Source organism: Actinomadura montaniterrae, from assembly GCF_008923365.1.
Lineage (GTDB): Bacteria > Actinomycetota > Actinomycetes > Streptosporangiales > Streptosporangiaceae > Spirillospora > Spirillospora montaniterrae.
Genome location: NZ_WBMR01000273.1, coordinates 1 through 11425, shown reverse-complemented (window position 1 = coordinate 11425; position 11425 = coordinate 1). Strand labels below are relative to the sequence as shown.

The following is an 11425-nucleotide window of genomic DNA, read 5'->3' as shown; positions in this document are numbered from 1 at the left end:
AGCACCGCGACCCGCCGCGCCACCCGCCGCGCCACCGGTGGCACCGCCGGCGGCGCAGCAGCCTGACCTGCCGCCGCCTCCAGTGCCGGTGCCCGAGCCGGTCCCGCCGGCGCCGCCCGCGCCGGTGCCGGATTCGGCCCCGCAGATCGCCGAGGCGTACGGGATCCGGTTCCTGTGCGGCGCCGACGACATCGGCCGGGTGGTGACGGAGGTGCGGCGGCGCGGCAAGTGGGCGCGGCGGCTGCGCGGGCAGGAGGTGTCGAGCGCGTCGGCGCCGGCGCTGCTGCTGATCGGCGCGCCGTCCAGCGGGCAGCGGCGGCTTGCGCGGATGGTGGCGCGGGCGCTGGCGGAGGTGGAGGCCTCCAGCGGCGAGGTCCGCTCGGTGCACGCCGAGGACCTGCGCGACGCGGGCCCGGAGGGGCTGCGGTCGGCGCTGGAGGAGCACGCCGGGCACGTGCTGCTGCTGGACGGCCTGGACGGGCTGATCCTCGACGAGGCGCAGGGCGCGGCGTACGCGTCGGTGCTGTACCGGACGCGGCTGGAGGGCGTCAACGACACGGCGCTGCTGGGCACCTGCGAGCCGGACCGGGTCGGGGAGCTGTCGGCGGCGTCGCCGGAGCTGGTGACGGACCTGCGGGCGGTGCGGCTGCCGGATCTGGCCGACGGGCGGGCGCGGTCGGCGCTGGTCGGGCTGCTGGCCGAGGAGCGGTCGCTGCGGCTGGGCTCGGACGCGTGGGCAGTGGTGGAGCGGGAGGCGGCGACGCTGCGCCCGCGCGGCCGGCTGACCGGTGCGCGGCTGGTGGAGGCGTATCTGGACCGGGCGGCGACGCGGCATCTGGGCAGCGCGGAGGCGACGCAGGCGATCGGCAGCGCGCTGACGCTGACGGCGGCGGACTTCGAGGGGCTGGCGGCCGAGCTGTCGGGCCGCTGACCCTGCGGGGCCGCCCGGCCGTCCATGGGGCGCCGGGATCGCCTGTGCCGTAAGGGTTACAGGCGTCTTCGGCGCCGCATAATGTCGGTGGCGGCGGTCACGATGGGTGTGTGGAGCATGCCGATCGGGTGGACCGGCTCCTGGCGCTCGTCGCGGAGCTGCGCGCCGCCTCGCCCGAGCCGCTGGAGCAGCGGGAGGTGGCCGCGCGGCTCGGGGTCAGCGAGCGGACGGTGCGCCGCGACCTGGAGCTGCTGACGCACGGCGGGCTGGCGGTCCGGCCGCACGGTCGCCGCGGGTACGTGCTGGAGGAGCCGGCGGAGCCGGAGCCGCTGGGGCAGGTCGCGTCGCTGATGGGCCCGGTCCGCGAGACGCTCGCCGAGGCGGTGCGTCGGCGCCGGGTCGTCCGGCTCGCCTACACCGATCAGGCGGGTGCGCGCAGCTTCCGGGACGTGGAGGCGCACGGGCTGGTCACCGCCCCCTATGGGGAGTACCTGGTGGGGTGGTGCCTGATGCGGGACGGGCCGCGGATGTTCCGGCTGGACCGGGTGGGCGCGGCGGTGCTGTCGGGGCGCGGCGCGGACGTGCGGGATCTGGACGGGCTGCTGGCGGCGCTGCGGGTGCCGATGCCGCGGCCTGCGGCCGACGAGCGGCGCGGCGGCCCGGCGGGGGCGGCGCGGGCCCGGGCGTGGACGCTGGACCGGCTGGAGTTCGTGCGGTCGCGGCTGCGGGAGGCGGCCGCGGAGGTGCGCAGCAGCGGTGAGGGCGCGGCGGCGCTGCGGGGCGTGCTGGGGCATCTGGCGGAGTGGACGCGCTGGCAGCTGGCAGCGGTCCGGGCGGCGGCGACCGGTGAGGATCCGGTGCTGGAGGGGCGGCGCCCGCCGTTCCCGGCGGCGTTCGACCGGGAGCTGCCCTACGACGCGCGGGAGCGGATGATCCAGGACGCGATGGCGCTGCGGTCGCTGGGGGATCTGGCGCGGGATCTGAACCAGGTGCTGGAGGCGGCGGCGCACTGGGCGGCCGACTGCGACGACGCGCTGTGGGAGGGGGAGCTGCCCGATCCGCGGCCGTACGGGGCGCCGGGTCCGCCGCGTCCGCTGGCGGATCTGCTGGCGGGCTGGCGGGGGCCGCTGGCGCACATCGAGTGGCATCTGGACCGGCTGACCGACGAGCCGCCGCGTCCGCCGTCGGGTGACGAGGAGGAGGTCTGGGTGGTGGACCGCTGCCCGCTGCAGGCCTGACCCCAGGCCGGACCGGCGGGCCGAGTGGGCGGGGTCGGCGGGCCGAGTCGGCGGGGCGGGGTGTGTCAGGCGGGGGTGTGGCCGCGGGCGTGCAGGGCGTCCTTCTTGGCGCGGTTGCCGCAGGTGTTCATGGAGCACCAGCGGCGGGTCCCGGGGCGGGAGGTGTCCAGGAACAGGGCGCCGCAGCGGTCGCCGGCGCAGGCGCGGACGCGGTCGAGGGCGGTGGAGGTGACCAGGTCGAGGGCGTCGCGGGCCAGGACGGCGAGCATCGCGGTGACGGGGTCTTCGGCGTGGTGGCGCAGCCGTCCGGCGGGGTCGAGGGCGGGGACGGGGACGGGCCGGGCGGCGGCGGCGTTGACCAGGTCGCGGGACGCGGGGTCGGCGGCGGCGGGGCCGCGGTCGAGAGCGGCGGTGACGAGCCGGTGGATCGCCTCGCGCAGGGCGCGCGCGGCGAGCAGGTCGGCCGCGTCGGCGCGCCCGCCGTCGGGTTCGCCGTCCGGTCCACCGTCCGGGGCGGTGTCGTAGGGGCCGAACTGGCGGATCCAGGCGTCGAGAGCGGCGGGGCCGGCGAGTTCCTCGACCGCGCCGGGCGCGCCTCGGTGGCGCAGGGTGCGGATGAAGTCCAGGCAGGGCCGGCCGGCGCCCTGGCGGAACGGGGCGGTCGGGGCGGAGGGGGTCATGGCGTCGAGGATAGCCGCGAACCGGTTTAACTGGTACCGTCCTGAACCGTTATAACCGGTTCTTCTGTGAGGTGCGTCCGTGCCCCCGTCTCCCCCCGACACCCCCTCCTCCGACGACTCCCTTCCCGATGCCGCGCCCTCCGGCCTCCCGCCGTCCGACACCGGCGAGCCGCCGGGTGAGGCGGTCCTCGGGCGGCGGCTGACCTGGTTCCTCGCGCTGACCTGCGGGGTGACGGTCGCCAACATCTACTTCCCGCAGGCGCTGATCCCGCTGATCGCCGACGGGCTGCGCGTGTCCGGCGGCACGGCGGCGCTGGCGGCGACGTCCGCGCAGCTCGGGTACGCGGCGGGGATGTTCCTGCTGGTGCCGCTCGGCGACCGGGTGCCGCACCGGCGGCTGATCGCGGTGCTGACGGCGCTGACCGGCGCGGGGCTGCTGGCGGCGGGGCTGGCGCCGGACGCGCCGGCCTTGGTCGCGGCGGGCGCGCTGGTGGGCGCGACGACGTCGGTCCCGCAGATCATCCTGCCGATGGCGGCGGGGCTGGCCGGTGAGCGGCGGCGCGGCGCGGTGACCGGCACGCTGCTGAGCGGGCTGATCGGCGGGATCCTGCTGGCGCGGGCGTTCGGCGGGGTGGCCGGCGCGCAGCTCGGCTGGCGCGCCCCGTACCTGATCGCGGCGGTGCTGGCGCTGCTGCTGGCGCCGGTGCTGGCGGTCGCGGTGCCGGTGACGGCGCCGGCGTCGCGGCAGCGGTATCCGCGGCTGCTGGGCGAGGCGGTGCGGCTGCTGCGCGACGAGCCGGACCTGCGGCGGTCCTGCGTGTACCAGGCGGCGATGTTCGGCGGGTTCAGCGCGGCGTGGACGGCGGTGGCGCTGCTGATCAGCGGCCCCCGCTACGGGCTGGGCGCGCAGGCGGTCGGGCTGGTGGCGCTGGTGGGCGCGGCGAGCATGGTCTGCACGCCGGTGGCGGGGCGGCGGGTGGACCGGGCGGGTCCCGACGCGGTCACGCCGGTGTGCGCGCTGGCGGCGCTGGCCGCGGCGGCGGTGCTGGCGTTCGGGTCGGCGGGCGGCGCCGCGGGGATGGCGGCGCTGGTGGCGGGGATGCTGCTGCTGGACGCGGCGGTGCAGTCGGGGCAGGTCGCCAACCAGGCGCGGATCTTCGCGCTGCGGCCGCAGGCCCGGGCGCGTCTCAACACCGCCTACATGACGTGCTCGTTCCTGGGCGGCAGCGCGGGGTCGTGGCTGGGGGTGCGCGCCTACGAGCGGTTCGGGTGGGCGGGGGTGTGCGGGCTGGTGGCGGCGCTGGCCGCGGCCGTGCTGGCCCGGCACGTCCTGCGCCGCCCCGCCCGCTCCCCCGCCGCAGCCTCGCCGTCGGCTGCGGGCGGTGCGGCCGGTGGGGCGGTCAGTGGTGGGGCGGCGGAGCCGGCTCCATCGCCGGGGCGGCCCCGGCGGCGGTGACGGGCCGGCGTTCGGCGGCGCCGGTGCGGTGCAGTTCGCGGGTGAACCAGACGGTTTTGCCGGCGGGGTGGGCGCGGGCGCCGAACGCGGTGGCGAGCGCGGTGACCAGCAGCAGCCCGCGGCCGGCCTCGGCCCAGTCCAGGACGGGCGGGGCGGGTCGCGGCGGGCCGGGGGCGCAGGGGTCGGCGTCGCCGACCTCGCCGACGAGGCGGGCGCCGTCCAGGTGCAGGCCGAGGCGGACGGGGCCGGTGCCGTGCACGACGGCGTTGGTGACCAGCTCGTCGACGATCAGGACGATGTCGTCGACGTCGCCGGGGTCGGTGACGTGCCAGGCGTCCAGGGCCCGTGCGGTGAGGGCGCGTGCGCGGGCCGCGGTGCGCGGCTCGGCGGGCAGTTCCCAGGACGCACCCGGTCCGGCGGTATGTCCGCCCGTGGATGGATCGATGATGACGCCGCTACCGGTCGTGCGCCCGGCGCCGGCTGCGGTGCCGGTGCCTGCGGCGATCACGGCGTCGGCGCCGTTCCCCTCTGGTCCCACGTTCCCCGTCTCCTCACCGTGCGGTGGTGTGCGCGGGCCGGTGGCGCCGCCGGGTGTTCCCCGTCCCGGCAGCCGGTTCCGGCGTTCTCCGCGTCGGTTCATCTTCAGGGACGCATCGGGCGTGGGGGCGGTGCACGGGCGCAGGCAACCGTCACCCGCGGGTGAGGTGATGGTGGACACGCGGGCGGCCCCGGTGGAATGAGCAGTGCCCGGTTGCCGTTATGGTGGATGGCGTCGGTGTGGCATGTGTCCCCCGGGCTCTACACAACGCCTTCGGGGAATACCGCCGGTCCGTACGGTCCGGGCTGGAACTCCGTTGTGCCTTTCGCCGTGAGGCGACCACCACACCGGCCTGAGCGCCGAGGCCCCGGCGAGATCCGTTCTCGCCGGGGCCTCGGCGTTCGCCGTCTCCAGGCCGCGTCCGATCAGTAGGCCGCGTCCGATCAGTGTCAGGGCCGGGCGCGGTGCCCGCGGGTGTTCAGGGGTGGGCGTGCGCGGGGCCGCGGGCCGGCCGGGGGCGCGGCGGCGGGCGGCCGGGGCGGGTGGTGGGGCGGGTCACTGCAGAAGGGCGGCGGCGATCGCGGCTCCGACGGCCGCCAGGACGACGACGGCGGCGACGGCCGCCGCGGTGATCACACGGGCGCGGCGGCCGCGGGGGGTGCCGAGCCGTGCGAGGCGGCCGGCGAGCCGCGGGTCGTCCTCGCTCAGGCGGACCTCGATCTGGGTGAGGATCCGCTGTTCCTCCATCGACAGCGCCATGCTCTGTACCTCCGGGGGGCGGGCAGTGCTGTGTTCTTCCCCACGGAGCATGATCATTATCCTTCGGCGGCGGTAACCGTTGAGCCGCGCGCGGGAGCGCTCTCGTGGTGGAGGCGGTCCAGGGCGGTGACGTAGTAGGTGTAGGCGCGGCCGGGCTTGGCGGAGGGGTCGATGACGCCGCCGCCGCGGACGTCGGCGATCAGGCGGGCGCCGCCGAGGGGCGCGCATCCGGCGGTCTTGCCGTCGGCGCGGTACACCGCGTAGGACACCGCGTCCTGGGAGGGCCGCCACTGCACCTTGACGCCCTTGCCGTCGGGGACGGCCTTGGTGTCCTGGACGGGGGGCGGGGCGTGCCCGCCGCGTCCGGTGACGGCGGGCGGGATCGCGGGGCGGGAGTAGTGGTCGTCGCGGACGCGGGCGGCGAACCCGCGGCGGTTGGCGGCGATGTCGGCGGCGCTGAAGAACACGTCGCCGCGGACCTGCGGGTACTTGCGGTTGAGGGTGAGGTGGCGCGACAGTTCGGCGGGTTTGCGCCAGGCGCCGGGTTCGCCGACGCGGTAGCCGGCCTGCCCGATGGTCAGCTGCACCCTGGTGCCCTTGACCTGGCCGGCCCACCAGGCGACGAGTTCGGCGTAGTCGGCGCGGGGGTCGCCGATCGGCCAGTACAGCTGGGGGGTGACGTAGTCCAGCCAGCCCTTCTTGATCCAGCCGCGGGTGTCGGCGTAGATGTCGTCGTAGCTCTGCAGGGCGCTGGTGGCCGACCCGTCGGGGTCGCTGGACTTGTTGCGCCACACCCCGAACGGGCTGATGCCGAACCGGACCCAGGGTTTGGCCTGGTGGATCTGCTGGGACAGGGTCTGGACGAGGGTGTCGACGTTGCGGCGCCGCCAGTCGGCCTTGGACAGGCCCTTGCCGTAGGCCTTGTAGGTGGCGGCGTCGGGGAAGTCGCCGTCCTCGGGGTAGGGGTAGAAGTAATCGTCGAAGTGGACGGCGTCGACGTCGTACTTGTGGACGACGTCCAGGACGGCCTTGGTGGCCAGGTCGCGGACCTGCGGGAGGCCGGGATCGTACCACAGGCCGCCGCCGTACTTGCGGACCCAGTCGGGGTGGCGGCGGGCGGGGCTGTTCGCGGCGAGCTTCTTCAGGTCGTCCTGGCGGCTGACGCGGTAGGGGTTGAACCAGGCGTGGAACTCCAGGTTCCGCGCGTGGGCCTCCTTGACCATGAAGTCCAGGACGTCGTAGCCGGGGCTCTTGCCCTGGGTGCCGGTGAGCCACTGCGACCACGGCTCGTACGGGGAGGGGTAGAAGGCGTCGGAGTCGGGGCGGATCTGCACGAACACCGCGTTCATGTTCATCGCCTTGGCGGTGTCGAGCAGGCGGGTGAACTGCTTCTTCTGGGTGGCGGCGGACTGGCCGGGCTCGGTGGGCCAGTCGGTGTTGCCGACGGTGGCGATCCACATGCCGCGGACCTGGCGGGCGGGGCCGTCGCCGTCGGGCGCGGCGGTCTTGGGGCATTCGGGTTTGGCGCCCGCGGTGACGGGGCCGGCGCGGTCGCCGTCGCCGCTGCCGCCGAAGGCGGGCACGCCGCAGCCCGCCGTGCTCGTCACCGCGCCGGCCGCCAGCACCGCCGCCGTCGCCCGGATCCGGGTCCCCGTTCGCCATGCCATAGCGAGCCATTGTTACGCATCCGTTGCGGTGGTACGGACGGAACGGGGATGTCCGTGTGATGCCTCACGCTCCCGCCGTGTCCTTTTCGCCGGGCGCCCCCGTCCCGTTGCGATCTTCGAACAGGCGTTCCATACTGGCCGTCCTGCCAGGTCGTTCACATGTTCGAGAGGGGGCGGGTGTGCGCTGGGATCACCTGCGGCTTTCCGGCGACGGCGCGGACGGCGAGCACAGCGGCGACGGCGGCGCCGGCGTGGGGGCGGCGGCGGTGCCGCTGATCGAGCGGCGGGCGGTGGCGCGCACGTTCGACACGCCGGAGTTCCGCGGGATGACCTTCTACGAGGTCCACGCCCGGTCGGTGATCAACGCGGTGCCGAAGGCGTCCCGGATGCCGTTCCGCTGGACGATCAACCCCTACCGGGGCTGCACGCACGCGTGCGTGTACTGCTTCGCCCGCAAGACCCACGAGTACCTGGAGATGGACGCGGGCGCGGACTTCGACTCGCGGATCGTGGTGAAGGTGAACGCGGCCGAGCGGGTCCGGGCGGAGCTGGCGGCGCCGCGGTGGCGCGGCGAGCACGTCGCGATGGGCACCAACGTCGACTGCTACCAGCGCGCCGAGGGCCGCTACCGGCTGATGCCGGGGATCCTCGCGGCACTGCGGGACGCGGCGAACCCGTTCTCGATCCTCACCAAGGGGTCGCTGATCCTGCGGGACCTGCCGCTGCTGCAGGAGGCGGCGGAGCGCACGGCGGTGAGCGCGGCGGTGTCGGTCGGGTCGGTCGACCCGGACCTGTGGCGGCTGGTGGAGCCGGGCACCCCGGCGCCGCGCAAGCGGCTGCAGGTGTGCGCGGAGCTGAACGACGCCGGGATCGGCTGCTCGGTGCTGATGGGCCCGGTGATCCCCTACCTGTCGGACTCGCCGGCGCAGCTGGAGGCGGCGGTGCGGCGGATCGCCGAGGCGGGCGCGACGTCGGTGTCGGCGATCACGCTGCATCTGCGTCCCGGGGCCCGCGAGTGGTTCATGGCGTGGCTGCGCGAGCACCATCCGGAGCTGATCGTCCCGTACGCGCGGCTGTACGGGTCGGGCGCGTACGCGCCGGAGGGGTACCAGCGGCGGATCGCGGCGCGGGTGCGGGAGCTGGCGGCCCGGTACGGGGTGGGCGCGGGGCGCCGCGGCCCGTCGCGGCACCGTCCGCCGAAGCACCGCCGCGTCCCCGCTCCCCCGGCGCCGGCCGCCGAGCAGCTGTCGCTGCTCTGACTCGCCCGCTTGCGCGACCGCCCGCGCCGGTGGCGCGGGCGGGTCACAGGGCGAGGTCGCGGCGCAGGCGGTCGGCGCCGGTGAACAGGAACGCGCGCAGGCCGGCGGCGCGGGCGGCCTCGACGTTGGCGGGCCGGTCGTCGACGAAGGTCAGGTCGGCGGGTGCGGCGCCCAGGCGGTCGGCGACGTGCGCGTAGATCGCGGGGTCGGGTTTGGCGAGCCGCAGGTCGGCGCTGAAGAAGCGGTGCCGGAACAGTTCGGCGAACGGCGCGGCCTCGATGTGGCGGGCCATCTCCAGCGGCGCGTTGGACAGCAGCGCCAGCGGGACGCGGCGGGCGTCGAGGTCGCGCAGGATCTGCAGGGTGCCCTCGTCCAGGTGCGACCACATCTCCAGGTCGAGGCGGACCAGGGCGTCCAGCAGGGCGGGGGTGGCGGCGCGGCCGAGGCGCCCGCACAGCTCGCCCCAGTATCCGGCGGCGTCGACGGTGCCGAGGTCGTAGGCGGCGCGGCCGCTCCAGTAGGCGTCCCAGAACGCGGCGGGGTCGCCGCCGACGGTGCCGGCGAGGCGGGCGGCGGCGTCCTCGGGCGGCTCGTGGCAGACGACCTCGCCGTAGTCGACGACGACCCATTCCATGACGGCCCCCTGGCGGTGTTCGCTCAACAGTGTTTCTAACACATATCACGTTTATTCGAACATGTGGGTGGTTCGGGGGCGGGTTCGTGGTGGGGGTCGGTGAGGCGGTCGCCGAGGGGGCTGCGCCGGTACAGCATGTGGCGGCCGTCGCGGGCGCGGGCGAGGAGCCCGGCGGCGTGCAGGATCTTCAGGTGCTGGGAGACGGCGCTGGGGGTGACCGACAGGCGGCGGGCGATCTCCACGGTCGGCAGGGGTTCGCCGAGCATGCCGAGCAGCCGGGCGCGCGGCGCGCCGAGCAGCGCCGCCAGCGCCCCGCCGCCGGTGCCGGTGTCTTCGGTGTCGTCGGCGGGGCGCCAGAGGGTCGCGACGCCGCGGCTGGGATAGACGAGGAGGGGCGGTTCGTCGGGGCTGACGGGCGGGGCGGGCTTGTGCGCGAACGCCGAGGGGACCAGCAGCAGGCCGCGTCCGGCGGCGTGGACGGTGTGCCGGCCGATCATCTTGTCGATGTGCAGGACGCCGTCGTCGAAGCGCAGGTTGGGGTGCATGTCGGCGAACAGGGCGCGGGCGCCGCCGGTGGCCAGGCGGCGGGCGCGGTAGGTCATGTCGGCCTCCAGCACGAGCCGGATCTGCGGCCAGTGCGGGCGGACGGCGATGTGCCAGTAGCGGCGCAGCTCGTCGCAGATCGCGTCGTTGAGGCGGGTGACGCGGGTGTCGTCGCCGGATTCGGCGTCGGCGAGCGCGGCGGGCGGCGGGCCGGGGGCGTGGACGGCGAGCAGGTCGCGGCGGACCCGGGCGGGCGGGGCGGCGCGGGCGGCCGCGAGCTGGTCGTCGAAGGCGGGGGCGAACGCCTCGGGGCGGGGGGTGAGGTGGTCGGGGATGGCGTGCCGGTCGCCGACGAGCGCCATCAGCAGGGTGGTGTCGACGCCGGTGAGGCGCCGCAGGGCGTCGCGCCGCCACGGCAGCTGCAGCGCGTAGCGGCCGGGGTCGCGCAGGACCCGCAGGCTCTCCATCGTCTCACCGAGGGGCGACAGCGCGAAGCGGGTGTCGGCGAGGTCCCCGACGCCGAGCACGAAACGGATCATTAAGCGTCACGCTACATCGTTTCCGCCGGGCCGGGGCGCCGCGGTCGACTCGTGGCCATGACGACGAGTGCGACGACCATGGTGGACGCGACGAACGCGGCCGGGGCGGGCCGGGGGTTGATCGGGTTGCTGGCGGTGACGTGCGGGGTCGCGGTCGGGAACGTGTACTTCCCGCAGGCGGCCGCTCCGGCGGTCGCGGCGGGGCTGGGGGTCGGTGCGGAGACGGCGGCGGGGGTGGTGTCGGCGGCGCAGTTCGGGTACGCGGCGGGGATCTTCCTGCTGGTGCCGCTGGGCGACCGGGTGCCGCACCGGCGGCTGCTCGTGGTGCTGCTGGCGGTGACGGCGGTGGCGCTGGCGGTGGCGGGCGCGGCGCCGGGGGCGGGGGTGCTGCTGGCGGCGAGCGGCGTGGCGGGTGCGGCGACGGTGGTCGCGCCGGTGGTGGGGCCGATGGCGGCGGGGCTGGTGCCGGCGTCGCGGCGGGGCCTGGTGAGCGGGGTGATGCTGAGCGGGTCGCTGGGCGGGATGCTGCTGTCGCGGTCGCTGGGCGGGCCGCTGGCGCAGTGGCTGGGGTGGCGGTCGCCGTATCTGGTGGCGGCGGTGCTGGCCGTCGTCCTGGCGGTGGTGCTGGCGCGGGTGCTGCCGGTGACGGTGCCGCTGTCGGGGCTGCGGTACGGGCGGCTGCTGCTGCAGCCGCTGGTGCTGTTGCGGGAGGAGCCGGAGCTGCGGCGGTCGTGCTTCTACCAGGCGATGGTGTTCGGGGCGTTCTCGGCGGTGTGGACGGGGGTGGCGCTGCTGCTGGCGGGTCCCCGTTACGGGCTGGGGGCGCCGGCGGTGGGGGCGCTGGCGCTGGTGAACGCGGCGACGATGGTGTGCACGCCGGTGGCGGGCCGGGTCGCGGACCGGCGGGGCGCGGACGTGGTGAGCTTGTGGGCGATGGTGGGGGTGGTGGTGTCGGCGGGGGTGCTGGCGGTGGGGTGCGTCGGCGGCGCGGTGGGGTTGTGCGGGCTGGCGGCCGGGTCGCTGCTGCTGGACGTGGCGATGCAGTCGGGGATGGTCGCCAACCAGGTCCGCAACTACGGGCTGCGGGCGGACGCGCGCAGCCGGGTGAACACCGCCTACATGACGTGCGGGTATCTGGGCGGGGCGGCGGGGTCGTGGCTGGCGGCGCGGGTGTACGGGGG

The 11425-nt window shown here is 76.1% G+C and carries 11 protein-coding genes; 5 read left to right on the top strand and 6 right to left on the bottom strand.

The window, feature by feature from the left end:
• The coding region (locus tag F9B16_RS44895) for a hypothetical protein (protein ID WP_225992505.1) at nt 1-931 on the top strand (931 nt) is incomplete at its 5' end.
• 110 nt (nt 932-1041) lie between these two features.
• Nucleotides 1042-2169, top strand: a complete 1128-nt coding sequence (locus F9B16_RS44890; protein ID WP_151546381.1) for a helix-turn-helix transcriptional regulator — start codon at nt 1042-1044, stop codon at nt 2167-2169.
• Nucleotides 2170-2234: 65 nt separating this feature from the next.
• On the opposite strand, the gene F9B16_RS44885 is transcribed toward F9B16_RS44890, so the two are convergent.
• Nucleotides 2235-2849 carry a CGNR zinc finger domain-containing protein gene (locus F9B16_RS44885; protein WP_151546380.1) on the bottom strand — a complete coding sequence of 205 codons (615 nt, stop codon included), beginning with the start codon at nt 2847-2849 and terminating at the stop codon, nt 2235-2237.
• 79 nt (nt 2850-2928) lie between these two features.
• Here F9B16_RS44885 and F9B16_RS44880 point away from each other — a divergent pair, with 79 nt between their 5' ends.
• Complete coding sequence (locus F9B16_RS44880; RefSeq protein WP_225992504.1) at nt 2929-4305, top strand: MFS transporter; 1377 nt, start codon at nt 2929-2931, stop codon at nt 4303-4305.
• Here F9B16_RS44880 and F9B16_RS44875 read toward each other — a convergent pair.
• From F9B16_RS44875 to F9B16_RS44865, 3 genes are all read right to left on the bottom strand, one after another.
• Nucleotides 4250-4843, bottom strand: coding sequence for an ATP-binding protein (locus tag F9B16_RS44875; protein WP_192809308.1), 594 nt, complete (start codon nt 4841-4843; stop codon nt 4250-4252). The genes F9B16_RS44880 and F9B16_RS44875 overlap by 56 nt on opposite strands.
• Nucleotides 4844-5398: 555 nt before the next feature.
• Complete coding sequence (locus F9B16_RS44870; RefSeq protein ID WP_192809307.1) at nt 5399-5602, bottom strand: DUF3040 domain-containing protein; 204 nt, start codon at nt 5600-5602, stop codon at nt 5399-5401.
• A 56-nt stretch (nt 5603-5658) separates the two neighbouring features.
• Nucleotides 5659-7269, bottom strand: a complete 1611-nt coding sequence (locus F9B16_RS44865) for a glycoside hydrolase family 10 protein (protein ID WP_151546377.1) — start codon at nt 7267-7269, stop codon at nt 5659-5661.
• Between the two features lie 179 nt (nt 7270-7448).
• Here F9B16_RS44865 and F9B16_RS44860 point away from each other — a divergent pair, with 179 nt between their 5' ends.
• The gene (locus F9B16_RS44860) at nt 7449-8528 is read left to right on the top strand and encodes an Rv2578c family radical SAM protein (protein WP_225992503.1); all 1080 of its coding nucleotides are present in this window, start codon (nt 7449-7451) and stop codon (nt 8526-8528) included.
• A gap of 43 nt (nt 8529-8571) precedes the next feature.
• Here the strand turns inward: F9B16_RS44860 and F9B16_RS44855 are convergent, their stop codons facing one another.
• Both F9B16_RS44855 and F9B16_RS44850 read right to left on the bottom strand, forming a co-directional pair.
• A complete protein-coding gene (locus F9B16_RS44855; protein WP_151546375.1) occupies nt 8572-9162 on the bottom strand; it encodes an HAD family hydrolase in 591 nt (196 codons plus the stop codon).
• A 35-nt stretch (nt 9163-9197) separates the two neighbouring features.
• Entirely contained in the window at nt 9198-10244 is a 1047-nt protein-coding gene (locus F9B16_RS44850) for an ArsR/SmtB family transcription factor (protein ID WP_151546374.1), read from the bottom strand.
• A 57-nt stretch (nt 10245-10301) separates the two neighbouring features.
• On the opposite strand from F9B16_RS44850, the gene F9B16_RS44845 reads away from it, so the two are divergent.
• Nucleotides 10302-11425 (top strand): MFS transporter (locus tag F9B16_RS44845; protein ID WP_225992502.1); only part of this gene is annotated, 1124 nt, incomplete at its 3' end.